At 61.1% G+C, this 16,042-nt stretch carries 14 protein-coding genes; 9 read left to right on the plus strand and 5 right to left on the minus strand.

The window, feature by feature from the left end:
- Positions 1-699: 699 nt before the first annotated feature.
- From HKK57_RS19740 to HKK57_RS19755, 4 genes are all read left to right on the plus strand, one after another.
- Positions 700-1,233, plus strand: coding sequence for a hypothetical protein (locus HKK57_RS19740; RefSeq protein WP_237150372.1), 534 nt, complete (start codon positions 700-702; stop codon positions 1,231-1,233).
- A gap of 180 nt (positions 1,234-1,413) precedes the next feature.
- Complete coding sequence (locus HKK57_RS27065; protein ID WP_224791148.1) at positions 1,414-1,731, plus strand: hypothetical protein; 318 nt, start codon at positions 1,414-1,416, stop codon at positions 1,729-1,731.
- Positions 1,732-1,933: 202 nt separating this feature from the next.
- Positions 1,934-2,281, plus strand: coding sequence for a hypothetical protein (locus HKK57_RS19750; RefSeq protein WP_169390608.1), 348 nt, complete (start codon positions 1,934-1,936; stop codon positions 2,279-2,281).
- Positions 2,241-2,885 (plus strand): type III secretion effector protein, encoded by a 645-nt coding sequence (locus tag HKK57_RS19755; RefSeq protein WP_235861132.1) that lies wholly within the window; start codon positions 2,241-2,243, stop codon positions 2,883-2,885. The genes HKK57_RS19750 and HKK57_RS19755 overlap by 41 nt, the downstream gene beginning before the upstream one ends.
- A 10-nt stretch (positions 2,886-2,895) precedes the next feature.
- Here HKK57_RS19755 and HKK57_RS19760 read toward each other — a convergent pair whose 3' ends face one another.
- On the minus strand, positions 2,896-4,050 hold the full coding sequence (locus tag HKK57_RS19760) for an MFS transporter (RefSeq protein ID WP_029296682.1): 1,155 nt from the start codon (positions 4,048-4,050) through the stop codon (positions 2,896-2,898).
- A gap of 320 nt (positions 4,051-4,370) precedes the next feature.
- On the opposite strand from HKK57_RS19760, the gene HKK57_RS19765 reads away from it, so the two are divergent.
- From HKK57_RS19765 to HKK57_RS19785, 5 genes are all read left to right on the plus strand, one after another.
- Positions 4,371-5,342 (plus strand): diaminopimelate epimerase, encoded by a 972-nt coding sequence (locus tag HKK57_RS19765; protein WP_169390609.1) that lies wholly within the window; start codon positions 4,371-4,373, stop codon positions 5,340-5,342.
- A gap of 297 nt (positions 5,343-5,639) precedes the next feature.
- Positions 5,640-7,679, plus strand: a complete 2,040-nt coding sequence (locus HKK57_RS19770) for a type VI secretion system Vgr family protein (RefSeq protein ID WP_169390610.1) — start codon at positions 5,640-5,642, stop codon at positions 7,677-7,679.
- Complete coding sequence (locus HKK57_RS19775) at positions 7,679-8,509, plus strand: DUF4123 domain-containing protein (protein WP_169390611.1); 831 nt, start codon at positions 7,679-7,681, stop codon at positions 8,507-8,509. Before HKK57_RS19770 ends, HKK57_RS19775 begins: the two co-directional genes overlap by 1 nt.
- 31 nt (positions 8,510-8,540) lie before the next feature.
- Complete coding sequence (locus tag HKK57_RS19780) at positions 8,541-9,275, plus strand: hypothetical protein (protein WP_224791149.1); 735 nt, start codon at positions 8,541-8,543, stop codon at positions 9,273-9,275.
- Positions 9,276-9,287: 12 nt separating this feature from the next.
- Positions 9,288-11,441: a lipase family protein gene (locus tag HKK57_RS19785; RefSeq protein WP_169390612.1), complete on the plus strand. Its 2,154-nt coding sequence runs from the start codon at positions 9,288-9,290 to the stop codon at positions 11,439-11,441.
- 9 nt (positions 11,442-11,450) lie between these two features.
- On the opposite strand, the gene codA is transcribed toward HKK57_RS19785, so the two are convergent.
- From codA to HKK57_RS19805, 4 genes are all read right to left on the minus strand, one after another.
- Positions 11,451-12,686 (minus strand): cytosine deaminase, encoded by a 1,236-nt coding sequence (codA, locus tag HKK57_RS19790; protein WP_029296673.1) that lies wholly within the window; start codon positions 12,684-12,686, stop codon positions 11,451-11,453.
- 28 nt (positions 12,687-12,714) lie between these two features.
- Complete coding sequence (locus tag HKK57_RS19795) at positions 12,715-13,917, minus strand: PucR family transcriptional regulator (protein ID WP_169390613.1); 1,203 nt, start codon at positions 13,915-13,917, stop codon at positions 12,715-12,717.
- Entirely contained in the window at positions 13,914-15,182 is a 1,269-nt protein-coding gene (gene codB, locus HKK57_RS19800; RefSeq protein WP_133715045.1) for a cytosine permease, read from the minus strand. The genes HKK57_RS19795 and codB overlap by 4 nt, the downstream gene beginning before the upstream one ends.
- 206 nt (positions 15,183-15,388) lie before the next feature.
- Positions 15,389-16,012 (minus strand): NUDIX hydrolase, encoded by a 624-nt coding sequence (locus tag HKK57_RS19805; protein ID WP_029296670.1) that lies wholly within the window; start codon positions 16,010-16,012, stop codon positions 15,389-15,391.
- Positions 16,013-16,042 lie beyond the last annotated feature (30 nt).

Below are 16,042 nucleotides of genomic sequence, written 5' to 3' on the forward strand. Positions count from 1 at the left end.
TTGAAGAGGTGAGGGTTGCATTTCCTACCTTTTTTATGCGGCTTTCATCGCTTTCAGGAACCGAACTCCGTAGGCCTGCCACACACCATCAACCCACCGTGCACGGGTGCCTTGTGATAACTGCGTTGTCGAGGTGCTTGGGTGCGTGAGGTGGACCGTGTCAACAAGTCGTACTGGAGAACATTTATGTCGGTACCTGCGTTCAATCAGCCAGTTGTCAATCTACCCACTGACGACACACGTCAAGGGGCCCCTCAAGGGGCCAGCGCCAAAGAGGCAAAGGCTCCGGTTATCGGGTCGCCTTCCAGTGGCCCGAGTTTCAGCGCGCCTGTGGCTAAGTCGGGCCCGGTGTTCGCCGGGGCACCACCGTTGGCGCCTGCCGCTGCGGTGGCCCGCGACCAGGGGGCCAGCCAGGCTTCCACATGGCAGAACGACTCATCTCGGGGAGTTTTCGGCCGCTTGAAAGGGTTTTTCTTCCCCGCCAGGCCGCCCCATTGCGGGCACATGCCGCACAGGCCTCAGCCGGGCCATGGGCATCCACCGCACATGTCCCATCCGGGTCACGGGCATCTGCCGCACAGGCCCCATCCGGGCCATGGGCATCCACCGCAAAGGCCTCATCCGATCCATGGAGGCCCGCCGCCAAGGCCGTTTCCCCAGCAGCCCGATCCGCACTATTCAAAGCGCAGCCATGAGCAGTTGGCCCAACAGCTGCTGGATAAATTCCAGGCATTCACGGACCCGAGAAACCCGGGCTACGTGACGCGGCAAAGTTTGAGCAACATGGCGGCAAGACCGTTGACGGGCAATCCGGGCATGGATCAGAACATCAGGCTGGCCAGGGAAATCCTGAAGCGGCCGGAGCTCATGGGCGCCCTGGACCGCGACGGGCGCACGGGCGTGCAGGACAACCGGTTCAGCTGGCAGAACATCAACGATGTTGTACGTTCCAGCAATCCGTTGAAGTTCCAGGATGACAAGCAACTGGCCAGTGCGATGCTGGAGAACTTCAACAAGTTGAAGGGCGGGTTCTGGAGCCAGACCATCAAGGTCGCTGATCTGCGTGCCCTGGCCCAGCGTCCTCTGACAGGCAATCCGCAGAGGGATCAACTCATCCTCCTGGCGAAAGAAGTCGTCAGCCGGTCGAGCCTCTTGCAACAAATGGACAACATCGCAGGCCATCACTACGACGGCCGGATTAGCCGACAAACGCTACGTCAACTGATGTCCTAGTCAACCATCGGTACTGCGCAGGTGTTCCAACAGCGGGAAAGGTCGCAGGCTCTGCGCGGCTTTTACCGGTGCGCCTGTGCCGTATCAATCGGCAGGAACTGTTTTGGGCTGTTTGCCACATAACGTGTATTCGACGGCCTTTATGACGCCGACGGTTTCACTCAAAGAGAGGGTGTTGACATGACTTCAACGTCACTTGGAACTCAAACTCCCGGTCTGCCGCAATCCCTTCTTGCACCCACCCGTGACAATGGCGAGCAGGGTCGACGCTTCGGTGCCCAGGCTCAGCACAAGCCTGTCGAAGAGGGGGCTGAAGCCCTGCGAGAAACGTTCTTTCCCAGGCAGTACACATTCAAGGCACCGGCGGCGGATGATTTCGCCAAAGGCCTGCTTCCCCATTGTGCCCCCCATACCTCTGCTGCCCCGATGCCGGAAATGGCGGGCACGACAACCGGATTGATCAGTGCATTGAAGGTCTTGCTGGGTGTTTCCAGATAGGTCGCGTTGGGGTGTCGAAAGACGGACTGAGGCTGCCCCAGGTCCTGCCAGTTGTTTACATGCAGTCATCGAAATTGATCGGCCGCCCCGGAACCATTGTGGATGCCAGGCCACATACTTTGCGTTTCTTGGAGCGCCACTATTGCAGTGACAAGGGTGGTAGCCGGTCTGAGTAGGTGTCTAGAAAAGGTGGATATGAAACATGGCAATTGACGGTGGGGTACCTCTCCTGCGGCCCGGTAGTACGAGCCGCCATGATGCGATACCGGATGACGCACAACAAAAAGCTCATGCTGCTTCAAGCGAAACCACACCCCGTGGCTGGCAGGATGATAATCAGCCGTTGCCCAGTACGATTCGTTCTTCGGGTTTCCGGCGTCCCCTGCGCTGGGCCACGCCGGACGAGATCACGCTGCATCATCAGGAGCTGAGAAACACGCCGTTGGTGCGCGCAACCGATGTAAACCCCTATACCCAACTGCCCGATAGCCAGCTAGTGACGGCGCTGGGTGAGCATTTTTCCGTGCTGGAAAGATTTCATGAAAAATGAAGGATTGAAACTGTCGGCGCTGCGGCAAATCGCCAGTGAAAAAATGACCGACACACCCGCACGCAACAACGCCATCCTGCTGGCCAGGGCACTTGTCCAGCGCCCGCGGTTGATCGACGCGATTGTCGATGAGCGAGGGGTCATCACGCGGCAAAGCCTGTCAAAGGCCGTGCAGGCAGTGTTCGGCAACAGCGACCCCAATGCCTTCAGCTCGGACCCTTTTCACGCCAAGACCAATGTCGAGCTGGTGCAGGCATTCCGGGATGCATTTGATGAACTTCGGGACAGGTCCCGGGACCGCATGAACTTTTTTGAGCAGGTCGGCTTCGTCCAGATCGAGAGGCTCGTCTCAATCAGCAAGGACCCGGACGAAACGGACACCCAAGGCACGGTTATCCGGGACCCCGCCACGGGTCTGCCGAAAAAGATGTACAGCGAACAGCTGGTATACATGTCAAAAAACCTGGTGGACCGTCCCAGGCTATTGAACTCACTGGCGCGCATCCATTCAGGCTGGCGACGCATTTATGGCAGTCGCTACCAGAAGGAGTGGTTGAGCAGCAAAGACCTCGACGGCTGGCTGGAAAACAACAAGAGCCAGTAGCCCCCCGGACTCATGACACCCGCAGGATTTTCCCGCTGATCGCCACGCCCAGCAGGAGCACGGCGATCAACACAAAGGCGACGCTCAAGCTGCTGCCATGGGCGATAAAGCCGATCAGCGCCGGGCCCGCGAGAATGCCCGCATAACCCAGGGTGGTGATGGCAGGCACCGCAATGTGCTCCGGCATGACCGTTTGCTTACCGACAGCGGTGTACAGCACCGGCACGATATTCGAACAGCCGGCGCCAACCAGCGCATAGCCCAGCAGTGCGGTTTCCCACGCCGGGAGCAGCGTGGCCAGGAGCATGCCGGCGGTGGCCAGCAAGCCACCGATCACGATCACCCGTTTGGCCCCCAGGCGACGAACAATTGCATCGCCGGTCAGGCGCCCGATGGTCATGGTCAAGGCAAACGCCGCATAGCCCAGGCCCGCATAGGCCTCGTCGAGGCCGCGTTCGTCACTGAGGAACACGGCGCTCCAGTCGAGCACGGCACCTTCTGCCAGGAACACGATAAAACACAGGCAACCGATAAACAGCACCACGCCGTGGGGGATGGCGAAGGCGGGGCCGGAACTTTCACTGCCGTAGGGCAGCAAATGGGGGGCCGCCTTGAGCAGTGCGGCCAGCGTAATCACGATCACCACCAGGGTCGCCGACAGCGGTGACAAGCCCAGGCCGAGCAAGGCGCTGACACCCGCCGCCCCCACGATGCCTCCCAGGCTGAACAGCCCATGGAAACCCGACATCATCGTCTTGCCACTGGCCCGTTCTACGATCACGGCTTGCAGGTTGACGGTGGAGTCCACCGTGCCAAGGCCGGCACCAAACAGAAACAACCCCGCCATCAGCAACGGTATCGAGCTGACGGTAGCCAGCATCGGCAAAGCCACGCAGAGGAGAATGGTCCCGGCGCTGAGCACGCGTCGGCAGCCAAAGCGTGACGCGAGCGCGCCCGCTACCGGCATGGCGATGATGGACCCCACCCCCAGGCACAGCAGCAACAGGCCCAGCGTACCTTCGTTGAGTTGGGCACGGGCCTTGGCGTAGGGCACCAGCGGTGCCCAGGCCGCGATGCCAAAGCCGGCAATGAAAAACGCGATGCGGGTCGACATTTGTTCCAGACGTCCTGGAATCACAGGCGCTGGAGTGGGGATGGCAGTCATGAAAGTCCTTGATTTTGCGTTCAGCGAACGATGTCCGGCGCGACATCCTTGCACATCAGGCCGTATCGAGCGAGCCAGGTTCCCGTGGCCCGTGCGAACTTTTTTTTTACAACATGGAACACTTTGCCGGTGAGCGCCACATAGAGGCTACCGGGCTCGCTTGAGGTGGCCTGGATGGTGCGTAATCCCTGGGAGTGGCGGCGAACCCCAGGCTGCTTGCAGAGGATTACCACCTTCCAGGCCACTTTGGCGGGTGGTATCCGGGGCCGATATTCCCCACAATCACCCGGCGCTTTTCCCATGCCGAGGTGGATGACCCCATGACCCTGTTCTACGACGCTCGCGGCAATATCTACGGTGTGGCCAGCCCGGCCCTGTTACGCAGCCGGGGCATTGCCGTGCCCGATAGCGCCGCCCTGGCCGCCAGCACTCGCCAGGCGTGGGCGGCGTCGGCGATAGCGTCCGAATGCGGCTGGGGCACGTCGCCGCGTCCAGCCCAGGCCAAGGCCTATCGCTGCGATGGTTTGCTGGTCGGGCCGTTTCAGGCATTGCCTCCGTATGACCTGCTGATCATCAACACCGATGGCTCCCTGGCCGAGCGCAGTGGCAATGGCTTGACGATTTTTGCCCAGGCCCTGACGGACGCGGGGCTGATGACTGGGGCCTGTGAGCTGCGAGTGCACCATGACAAACCGGATGCCCCCTCAACGGTGGCGACGTGGGTTGAGCCGGCGGTCCACCAGCAGGTTGCGGGGTTCTGGTTGACGTTGGGCCAGCCAGCATTCGGGCCCCAGGCAGTGGGGGCCGTGGGGTTGCCGAGCAACGAGCCCGCCCATGTGAGTGCGCTGGCTGCGATCAACCCGCAATGGGCGCGCAGTGAATTTGTGCGTATCGGCAACCCCCATTGTGTGACCTTGGTCGAGCACGCATCGGCCTTGCCGGACAATCGGCAAATGCATCAGCCGGGGTTGTTCGCGCCCTTGAAAGCGATTGCCTTTGCCCCGCCGGCAGGTGATGGCCGGCCTTGTGCTGCCGGGATCAACCTGCAGTGGGCCGCGCGCGATTCTGCCAATCGGGTGATCGCCCGGGTATTCGAGCGCGGCGAAGGCCCCACGGCATCCTCCGGGACCAGTGCCAGCGCGGTGGCCTGTGCAGCATGGCGCGCGGGGTGGGTCGAGGCGGGGGAGGTTGCGGTGGTGATGCCGGGTGGCACGGCGCCGGTACGTTTGCATGTTCAGGCCGGGACGTTGCTCAGTGTCAGTCTGTTCGGGGCCGCAACGCTTCAAGGCTGAGGACGCAAGTATTCGGTAGCTTAAATAAGTGTCAGTTGTTTCCTTATTGTTTAGTTATCGCCTGATGTATTACGTAAGTGATTTCTTGTTATTAATGCATGATTTGTTTTGCGGATTTCTCATTTTGTAAAAGAGACTTCCACCTTGTTCGTACGAAACTTCTTTTTTATTTTCAAAGTGCCGAATGTTCGCGGATCTCGCTAATCTTTAGAGTGTTCAGGCACTTTCTTTGGCCGCGCGATTGAGCTTGGCGGGGGAGAGTATTTCAATCAGATAGCGGACGGCGGGTAACAACGGATGGTTAATGCGCTTGTTTCGTCACGTTTCAAATTTATCCTGCAAAGTGTGGAAAATGACTTTCAAGTTCTGGCATTCAAAGGCCGCGAAGCCCTTGATCAGCCCTACTTCATCGAGGTGGAGTTGGTCAGCGAAAACCCTGGCCTTGATCTGGAAACATTGCTGCACCAGCCGGCCTACCTGGGCTTCGGCGAGGAGGGCGAAGGTCTGCATGGGCAGGTGTATGCGGTCGGTCGCGATGACCCCGGGGCCCGGCTCACCCGTTATCGTCTGACCCTGGCACCGCGCCTGGCGTGGCTGGAACACCGCCGTGACCTGTGCATCTTTCAACAACGCAGCGTGCCGCAGATCATTGCGGCCGTACTCGAACGCCACGGTATCCTGGCCGACGCGTATGCCTTTGAATTGGGTCCGGTGGTCTATCCGCCACGTACATTCTGTGTGCAATACGCAGAAACCGACCTGCACTTTATCCAGCGACTGTGTGAAGAAGAGGGAATTCACTACCACTTTCGCCACAGCCCGCACGCCCATGTGCTGGTATTTGGTGATGACCAGACGGTGTTTCGCCGCTTGCCTGTACAGCGTTATCGCCCGGCCAGCACCGAGGCGCCGGGCATCCAGCGCTTCGATGTGCGCCTGGCCACCCGCAGCCGCCAGGTCGTGCGTCGTGATCATGACTTCGAGCACCCTGTGCGGCGCCTGCAAGCGCAAGCCGGGGTGCCATCGCAGCTACCGCTTGAGGACTATCACTACCCCGCAGGTTTTACGGGGCAGGCACGCGGCGTGCAACTGGCGCGTCGCAGCCTGGAGCGCCATCAGCGTGACCATCACCGGGCCTTGGGCAAGAGTGATCAACCGGCGTTATGCAGTGGCCATTTCCTGCCGTTGAGCGATCACCCGCAGCCCTCCTGCAATGACTTGTGGCTACTGACTTCAGTGCGTCACGAGGGGTATCAACCACAGGTGCTGGAAGAGGCGATGCCGGGGAGTGAAGTGTTCCAGGGATATCGCAACCGCTTCAACGCCACACCCTGGCGCGCGGTCCACCGCCCGGCGCTCAAGCACCCCAAACCGACAATCACTGGTAGCCAGACGGCCACCGTGACGGGGCCGGTGGGCGAGGAGGTGCACTGTGATGCCTATGGTCGGGTGAAGGTGCGGTTTCACTGGGATCGGTTGGACAAGACGAGTGATAAAAGCAGTTGCTGGGTGCGAGTGGCCTCCGGGTGGGCTGGTGACGGCTTTGGCGCGATCATGACGCCTCGGGTCGGCATGGAGGTGCTGGTGACGTTCCTGGACGGCGATCCTGATCGGCCTTTGATCAATGGCTGCCTGCCCAATGCGCGGCATCTGCCCCCTTATCCGTTACCGCAACACAAGACCCGCAGTGTATTGCGCAGCCGCAGTTCCCCCGGTGGCGCGGGCGCCAACGAACTGCACCTGGAGGACCACCTGGGCAAGGAGCTCATTTACCTGCGGGCCCAACGGGACCTGCAGCAACAGGTGGGGCATGACTGCCACCTGGACGTCGGGGGCGAGCGACGTGAAACCATTCGCGGCCTGAGCACGGCGTACCTGGAAAGCGAGGAACACCGCGACATTCGCGGCAATCGCAAAGTCCTGATCGGGGCCGGCGATCACCTGCAGGTAAAGGGCGACAGCCAGGCCTACATCGGCCAGGCCCTGGTGATCGAGGCGGGGCAACAGATCCATCTCAAGGCGGGCGCCAGCCTGGTGATCGACGCGGGTGCGCAGTTGAGTTTCAAGGCGGGAGGCGAACACCTGCTGATCCAGGCCGGCGGAATTTTCAGCAGTCGCCCCATCACCCTGGGTGGCTTGCCAGGGGTCGCACGCTCGGCCAACCCCGTGGGCCCGGGCGATAACCCATCATCGCCTCCGCGCGCCGCGGGTGTTCCCTCCATTTCAGTTATCCAGGGCGCAATCATGCACAGGGCGAGGCAACTGGATGCGGATTTTTGCCCGGTGTGCGAGCGCTGCCGCGAAGGTGTGTGTGACATTCGCGGGAGGGTCGCGTGATGGCGCCCGGCCAATGGATGGCCCAACAGCAGCAGGCAGGGCGCCGCTTGTGTCTGGTCCTCGAGGGAAGCAGCGATGCGCGCTTGCCGTTGATAGCGTCCCGCAACCTGGCGCAATGTCTTAGCGTGTACGGTGGCAGCGCAGTGGCGGCGCTGGCGGCTACAGGGCCGGTGATCCTGCTGGTGGAGCAACTCGGTGAACCCGCGCTGGTGAGCTTGCTGGAGCACCCGCAGGCGAACTGGGGCTGGCTGGGCAGCTTGCCCGACACAGACCTGGGTGGCGTTATCGAGCATTGGCACGCGCGGATGCTGGTGGGGCCGCCGGGCAAGCAGGCCCTGTACCGGTTCCACGACAACCGCACCTTGGCGCGAGCGCTTGCCTGCTTGCCGGTAGCGCAATGGCCAGCCTATCTCGGGCCGCTGATCAGTGTGTGCTACTGGTATGAAGACCAATGGTGCAGTGCCAGCAACCCTGCGCCCCGCCATTACCCGGTACCTGATCCCGCCCCATGGCTCAGCATTCCCAACCCCCAGGCCTCGGCCATTCTGCACGCCAATATTCTGCGCTACCTGCTGGCTGAGCACAGTGAAGATCTCGCGGCATTGGCTGAATTCCAGGACCCGAGGGTATGGCTGGCCCAGGTACTGGAACAGGCCCGCACCTGGCAATGGCGCGGGGCGCAACGACTGGAGTTCTTGGTGGTACGCCGGTTGGAGGAAGCGACGGGGGCCAGTGTGATCCGTTGGCAGCCGTTGGCGGGTGAGGCGCCGGGAGATCACTTTGCACGGGTGTTGGCGCAGTGGCACACCTTGAGGGAAAAACATGAGTAGGCGGGCGTGCGGTGCGTTACTGGTCGTGGGCATGGCGTGGTTGGCGGGATGTGCAAGCGTGCCCGCAGAGCGTTTTACCTTGCAGGTAGACCTGCCGGCCAATTTTCGATTCAAAAGCGCGGCCAACTACAGCCCCGCCGCAGGCGAAAGCTGCACCTTGCCAGTGCGCCGAGGCAAGAGGCCAGAGCGCAAGGTCTTCAGCGTTGCGTATAACACCGCAGCCAGCCGCGTGACCCAGGACCTACCGCTGACTGAAACGGTAGAAGGTTGCCCGTTGGTGTTGCGCAGTGTGGAGTTTGATTTTTACGCACGGTGGGGAACGCGGGACACGGATATCGGGGGGGATATTGCGGCGATCTACATTCAGGACCGGGCAGGAGGGGAGACGCCTGGGTTGGAGACGTTGGAGTTGAAAGGGCGATGTCAGTGGTTGTTTCGTACTCTCGGAACACAGCATGCCATCAGGAAAATTCTTAAATGCAATTCACTGGACAACGAAGGGCAACTACAGAAGACACGGGCAGGTGGCGTAGTACTACACGATCAACTCCCCGGAAATACACTTAACTTGGTGATGGAAGTTTCGGACGAAGAGAGGCCTTATATGGGGAATACCTGGATCCGTTTCCCTCACGGGTGGAAGCGTTGTCTGGGGAAAAACATGGACGATCAATACGGTTTTTGCGCGAAGGATGCTCCCCCTTTCAGGTCTTTCAAGATGCCTGACGGGCGTGAATGCAATGTTTACCCAACCTGCACTGAATAAGGATATTCAGCTATGGCTATCGAAGAATGGAAGGCACCGTTTTTCAGCGAAAAAATGCCGGCTTGCCCGTTACGTGGATGTTGGCTGAGTTTTTCCCTGGTTGATGAAACCGGCAATGGGAAAGCCTATGGAGGGCTTACCTATTCGGTCCTGGATAGTAACGGACAGCGGCACATTGGGCGCTTGGACGGTGATGGCTATGTGAAGCTGGCCAACCAATACAGAGGCCCATTGGTTCTGACTTTCGAGGCGGTTCATGAGTCATCTGGAGCTGATTATCACGGAGTATTGCAAGCGCGAGATCACTACCCCTTACCTATCACCGAGCTTCAATTTCGAGCTGAACATACTCGATTTATGCGCAATGACGGCCTGCGGGTCGAGCAAAATCCGGCCCAGGAGCAAGCGAATCGTTTCTACCAAGTCGAAGTCCGCGACCTCGTCCGCCATGCCGCCCATTTACCGCCTGCGGCGCCCCGGCCTTTCGCCCCCCGACGCCATGCCCTGAAAATGATGGCCGACCTTGGATTCGGCCCACCGCAGCCTGCATTGTCGGGTGTGGTGCTATTCCCCAACCAGCACAGCGTACTGGAGGTCCGGCCGTTGCGGGCGTTGCGCCCGATGCTGTCCACTGAGGATGGGTTCTGCGCCTTGAACCTGTACCAACTGGCATTGATGGCGACCTTGAGCTACTGCCCATTTGGCCAGGAGCCGGCCGCCCAACCACAAGATGAGGTCCGTTTTCCCGTGGACCCAAGCATTGGCCATCTGTTTGCTGAAAAACTCTCGGGGTATGAGCAAGCCTGGAGGGTCGACGCAGGGCAAGTACAACGGTTTTACCCGCTGTATGAAGAGGTCGCCTATTCCCGGCGTTTCGAGATCCTGCCCTTCGATCCCCAGTTGTATCCGCAAAACAGCCCGAAGCTCGCGGGCGAGCAGGAGCATCCGGCGAACCTGCATTTTTTCGATGATGAAGAGCTGGGTACTGATACCCAGGCCTTTATCAGTCATCACGATGAGATCGTGCTGATTTCTGTACGGGGTACGGCCAGTGCCGCTGATGGCCTGCGTGATGCAAACGCCCACCAGGTGCCGTTCGCGGAGGGCATCGGCAAGGCCCATGAAGGTTTTTATCAGGCCTATCGAGCCATGCGCGACTTCGTGCTGCGCTACCTCGATCAGTTCTACAGCGGCCAACGTATCGTGATCTGCGGCCATAGCCTGGGAGGGGCAATCGCCCTGCTGCTGGCAGAGGGACTGCGCCGGGTCAAAGATGCCGACTACAACGTGCTCCTCTACACCTACGGTGCGCCGCGTGCCGCTGACGCGGAATTTATCAGAGGCGCGGCTGACCTGGTCCATCACCGTATCGTCAACCACAATGACCCGGTTCCCAGCGTGCCGGCACCCTGGATGAACACCACGGCCAAACTCTGGGTTCCCGGCGCGGTGACGTTGTTCAGCGCCCCCGCGCCCGGAGGCCTGCTGTTTGCGGCGGGCCTGGTACGCGTCGGTGGCAATCCTTACTGGCACCACGGCGAGCAACAACACTTCATGCCGATCCTGCTCCCGGACGGAACGCATTCATCGGTGCTGTGGAAGCCCGGGTGTGAGTCGCTGGAGGAGGCGGGATGCAATCGCGCCTTGTACCTGAGCGGCGATATGCCCGAGCGCGATAACCTGCTCAAGCAACTGTTCCAGGCCAGCCAGCATTTTATGGTCAGCAGCTACGTGCCGGCAGCCTGGGCCACCTTGCGTCGTTGGCAACAAACCCTGGATAACCGCGGCGCCCTCGTGACGTCGCGGGAGTACGTACTGATCGACGACGCCTTGGGCACCATGGGCCGCCAATTGCAGGATAAACAGTTGGAACTGCACCGTCGCCGACCAGCGAACGGGCGTAGCCATGAGCACTACGACGGCTTGGCCGCTGAAATCGACCGCTTGCAAATCAGTCGCCAGCGCCTGGAAAGTTTGCGCTGGCGCCGCCTGCAAGCCCGTGATGTCTATGGCAGCCATGCTCAGGGTGCAAACTTGCCAGCCAGCCTCAAACGCTGGTTCAGCCACCGGGAAAACCGTGAGCTATCGCAAGTGGCAAGCATCCCGCCGGCCTTGCATGACGAGCATGGCAAAGGCCAGCCGTTGGACCTCGACTCGATCGTTTAGCCCAGGGTTTTACAAAAAAGCCACCTGCGCCAGCTGGCGCTTCATCAACACCTTGCCGTTGCGGATCGAATACAGCGCCAGGCCCTGGCTGCGAATGACCTCGTAGTCGCTGTCGGCCGAGAGAATCAGCAGGTTGGCCGGCCGCCCCGGTTCCAGGCCGTAGCGATCGCCCAGGGCCATGGCTTTGGCGCTGTTGTCGGTGACAAGGTCCAGGGCCCTTTGCAGGTTGCTGTAGCCGAGCATATGGCAGATATGCAGCCCGGCTTCGAGCACCCGCAGAATATTGCCGTTGCCCAGTGGGTACCAGGGATCGACGATGGAGTCCTGGCCGAAGCACACGTTCATGCCGGCCTCCAACAGTTCGTTGACCCGGGTTACGCCCCGGCGTTTCGGGAAGTTGTCGAAGCGGCCCTGCAAGTGAATGCTTTCGGTGGGGCAGGAAACAAAGCTGATGCCAGAGTGCCCCAACAGCCGGAACAGTTTTGCGCAGTAGGCATTGTCGTAGGAACCCATGGCCGTGGTGTGGCTGGCGGTGACCCGGCTGCCCATGTCGCGACTGCGGGCCTCTTCGGCCAGCACTTCGAGAAAGCGCGAGTGCGGGTCGTCGGTTTCATCGCAATGCACGTCGACCAGGCAGCCTGTGCGTTCGGCCAGGTCCATGAGGAATTTGACCGAGCTGACCCCTTGGTCGCGGGTGTATTCGAAATGGGGAATGCCGCCCACCACATCGGCGCCGAGGCGAATGGCTTCTTCCATCAATTCACGGCCATTGCGGTAGGACTCGATGCCTTCCTGGGGAAATGCCACGATCTGCAGGTCGATCAGGTGTGCGCTCTCCTGGCGCACTTCGAGCATGGCCTTGAGCGCCGTCAACTGCGGGTCGGTGACGTCCACGTGGGTGCGTACATGCTGGATACCATGGGCCGCCAGGGCCTGGATGGTCTGTTTGGCGCGGGTCTTGGTGTCTTCATGGGTGATGGTGGCCTTGCGTTCGCCCCAGCACTCGATCCCTTCAAACAGCGTCCCGCTCATATTCCAGCGCGGCTCGCCGGCAGTGAGGGTGGCATCAAGGTGGATATGCGGCTCGACAAAAGGTGGTACCACCAGGTTACCCGCGGCATCCAGGTCGTCCGGGCCCATAGGCGGCGTGGCAGTTTGAGGCGTAATACTGGCGATCCGGCCATGTTCCAGGTGCAGATCATGCAGGCCTTCACGGTTGCGCAGGCGGGCGTTGATGATATGCATGGGCAAGTTCCTCTTGGGCAAAAAGCAATCAGGCAGACAACCGCCAGATCATCAGCGCGACGCCGATGTCCAGACGGTCATTGGGATTGTCCAGCGACAGCCCGCACAGGGCCTCGATACGTTGGACGCGGTGGGTCAGGGTGTTGCGGTGGACCGCCAACCGCTGGGACGCAGCCACAAGGTTACCATTGTCCAGGAACCAGGCTTGCAGGGTCGGCATCAGGCTGGGGCCGTGGCGCTGGTCATGGCGCAGCAGCGGCCCCAGGCGTTCATGGAGGAACTGCTCGAGCAGCCCGCGATCGCGTACCGCGCTCAGTAGCTTCAGCAGCCCTAGCTCATCGTAGACACAGACGCCGGCATGCTCGCCAAAGCGCCGGGCAACCACCAGCGCCTGGCGAGCTTCGTCCAGGCCCTGGGCGAGGCCAGCGGGCGGATGTTTTGCCGCGCTCAAGCCGATGCATAGCTTCAGCGGGGCCAGGCGCAGGTTCAACGGCCTCAGCCAATTTGCCAGGCGTTGCCGGTGATCTTCGGTGGCCGGCAGCAGCAAGGTCCATTGCCCAGCCCTGCCAAGTACGGGCAGGGGTGAGGGATGCTCGGCGGCGAACTGGCGCAATCGGCGGGTAATGCCTTCGTGTTGGCGAGCGAGCTGAGCTTCGGCCTCCCCAGCCACGGTTTGCGCAAATAACGCGTCGCCACCCTCCAGTTGTAACTGCGCCACTTGCCAGTGTCCGGCCAATGGCATGCCCAGTTGGCTGGCGCGATGCAACAGCAGGTCGAGGGATTGGTAGTCCCCCGCCAACAGGCGTTCCAGCACCTCATGCCGTGAACGCCCCAACTGCTCGGACTCGATCAGCGCCGAGCCGATGGCCTGGGTCACCAGGACCATTTTCAGCGAGTACGGTTGTTCGATCAGCGGCATCCCGGCGGCGTCGGCGGCTTGCAGCAACCCTGGGGCAATCCCCTGGATGTAATCCGCACCGGTCAGGATCACCAGGCCGGCGACACGCCGCGAGCAGGCTTCATCCAGCAGGCGCAGGAGATTGGCCTCATCACGCGGGTGGTTGATACCGGTGATGAACACCAGTTCGCCGCCCAGCACCCAGTCTGCAATGCCGCTGTTCTCGGCCACATAAGGCCAGCGCACGCCATTGTCCAGGCCTGCGCTACCGGCTCGCAGGGTCATGGACTCCAGCCCGGGCAGGGCCAGCACATCCGCCACGGTCAGGCTCATGCCTGGGCGTCAGCCAAGGGCACCCGCACCCGCAGGACCGCGGTGAGCAAGATGTAGGTGGCGGCCGCGGCGATAATTCCCACCAGCGGCGCGACCCATGGCGAACTGAACGCCAGCACCGTACCCACCCCATAGGCAATCAGCCCCGGCCAATTGAACGCGGGCAAACGCACCTCCGCCAGCCGAGGGTACTGGCCGCGATAGCGATAGAAGAAGTCGGCCATGATCACCCCGCCAATCGGTGGAATCACGGTGCCCAGCAAAATCAGATAGGGCACCAGCATGTCGTACATCCCCAGCAAGGCGAGCAGGGTGCCGATCACGGCGCCGACCAGGGTCACAGTCTTGCGGCGTTTGGTGCGCAGCAGGTTGCAGCCGGCGACGGCGAAGTTGTAGATGGTGTTGTCCTGGGTGCTCCAGATATTGAGCAGCAACATGGCCATTGCAGCCATGGCGAAACCTTGCAGCAGCAACACCTCCACCACATCCGGCTGTTGATAGACGATAGCGCCGTAGGCCCCAATCAGCACCATCAGGCCGTTGCCGATAAAAAAGCCGATCAGGCTGGCCAGGACTGCCACCTTGGCCGAGCGGGAAAAGCGCGTCCAGTTGGTAGCCTGGGTTGCGCCACTGACAAAGGTGCCGAATACCAGAGTAATGGCCGTGGACAAATCCAACTCACCGCTGGGTACCACGGCAAGCAAGCCTTCCAGCCCCCCGATGTGCACCGTGGCCACCCACATCGACAGCAACAGCAGCAGGCCCATGGCCGGGACTGCTATGTAAGAGAGGATTTCCAGGCCGCGATAGCCCACGTAGGCCGTGGCGCAGAACACCAGGCCGAACAGCACCATCAGTGCCAGCACGCTGCCCTGGCCCAGCTCGAAATATTTGCCCAGTACCACGGCCGCCGTGGCGGTGCCCCAGGCGTACCAGCCAATCTGGGTGAAACCCAGGATCAGGTCACTCAACTTGCTACCCACTTCGCCAAAGCAGAACCGCCCCATCAGCACCGAGTTCAAGCCGCTCTTGAAGGCGATGTAACCCAGGCCTGCGGCGTAGATACCCAACAGCAGGTTACCCAGGGCCACGACACCGAGCATCTGGGTAAAACTGAAGGCCACCCCCAGTTTGCCGCCGGCGAACATGGTCGCGGTAAAAAAGGTGAAGCCCAGCAACACCATGGCCGTGGAGCCAAGGCCCTTGCGTGCATGCATGGGTACTTCGCTGAGAGGGTAATCGTTGCCCGGTTCGTGCTGCGTCATGTGCCGTTCCCCTGTGAGTGACCCAGGGCCCGTTGCAGCCGGCGTGCCAACTGCCGGGCAGTGACGGCTGCACGGTGGACACTGTGCAGGTTGCACACTATTCAGGGGGTGGGCGGGGCAGATAGAGGGGATTGCTTGTTGGTTATGCCCAGTCAGGCGCGATAGCGGTGCAGCGGTGATACAAATTGGATCACCGTGCCGGGGTGTCAGTCGAACAGGGTCTGGGTGATTTCGCCGCGGTGAAAGGCGAAGGCTGCTTCAAGATCACTCTCGATGGTGCGGCCGCGTGACAGGGGCGGCAGTTCGTCGAGGCGGAAGAAGCCGACGTCGGTGGTTTCAAAGCCCGCCGTGGGGGCGGCCTGGTCGGTGCGCTCGCAGAGGAAGTACAACTTATAGAAGTCACGCACGTCGGGCCGGTACAGGCCCTTGGCTTTGTGGGTCACGCTGTACAGCGTGCGTGCGGTGACGCTTAAGCCAGCTTCTTCGCGAAGCTCCTTGACGATGTTTTCTGCAGCCGACAATCCGATATCGGCATAACCCCCCGGTAATGCCCAACAGCCATCCGTTGCTTCGCGTACCAGCAGGATCCGCTCGTCTTCAATCAGCGCGCCACGCACATCGATCATCGGTGTTGAATAGCGCTGCGCGAAGTCCGAGACCAGGCCGGTAATGCGCTCCAGAGGCACTTGTCCCAACTGCGCAAGCATACTGTGGGCAATATGGGCGATCTCTTCCAGGCGTTCGCGCTCGAAGTCATCAGTGCAGAAGTGCAGCCCGGTGGATGCCAATGCCTGCAGGCGCTTGGCCTGAGCCAGCCAGGTGGATTCCATGGTTTGGTTCCTTGAGTTGCGGTGAAGTCT

Source organism: Pseudomonas sp. ADAK21 (assembly GCF_012935735.1).
In the GTDB taxonomy this organism is placed as follows: Bacteria; Pseudomonadota; Gammaproteobacteria; order Pseudomonadales; family Pseudomonadaceae; genus Aquipseudomonas; species Aquipseudomonas proteolytica.

What these genes read in the sequence shown, in the direction of transcription:
- HKK57_RS27065 (WP_224791148.1), top strand. Translation starts at nt 1,414, where the DNA reads ATGACTTCAACGTCACTTGGAACTCAAACTCCCGGTCTGCCGCAATCC.
- HKK57_RS19750 (WP_169390608.1), top strand. Translation starts at nt 1,934, where the DNA reads ATGGCAATTGACGGTGGGGTACCTCTCCTGCGGCCCGGTAGTACGAGC.
- HKK57_RS19760 (WP_029296682.1), bottom strand. Translation starts at nt 4,050, where the DNA reads ATGACTGCCATCCCCACTCCAGCGCCTGTGATTCCAGGACGTCTGGAA.
- HKK57_RS19765 (WP_169390609.1), top strand. Translation starts at nt 4,371, where the DNA reads ATGACCCTGTTCTACGACGCTCGCGGCAATATCTACGGTGTGGCCAGC.
- HKK57_RS19770 (WP_169390610.1), top strand. Translation starts at nt 5,640, where the DNA reads ATGGTTAATGCGCTTGTTTCGTCACGTTTCAAATTTATCCTGCAAAGT.
- HKK57_RS19775 (WP_169390611.1), top strand. Translation starts at nt 7,679, where the DNA reads ATGGCGCCCGGCCAATGGATGGCCCAACAGCAGCAGGCAGGGCGCCGC.
- HKK57_RS19780 (WP_224791149.1), top strand. Translation starts at nt 8,541, where the DNA reads ATGGCGTGGTTGGCGGGATGTGCAAGCGTGCCCGCAGAGCGTTTTACC.
- HKK57_RS19785 (WP_169390612.1), top strand. Translation starts at nt 9,288, where the DNA reads ATGGCTATCGAAGAATGGAAGGCACCGTTTTTCAGCGAAAAAATGCCG.
- codA (WP_029296673.1), bottom strand. Translation starts at nt 12,686, where the DNA reads ATGCATATCATCAACGCCCGCCTGCGCAACCGTGAAGGCCTGCATGAT.
- HKK57_RS19795 (WP_169390613.1), bottom strand. Translation starts at nt 13,917, where the DNA reads ATGAGCCTGACCGTGGCGGATGTGCTGGCCCTGCCCGGGCTGGAGTCC.
- codB (WP_133715045.1), bottom strand. Translation starts at nt 15,182, where the DNA reads ATGACGCAGCACGAACCGGGCAACGATTACCCTCTCAGCGAAGTACCC.
- HKK57_RS19805 (WP_029296670.1), bottom strand. Translation starts at nt 16,012, where the DNA reads ATGGAATCCACCTGGCTGGCTCAGGCCAAGCGCCTGCAGGCATTGGCA.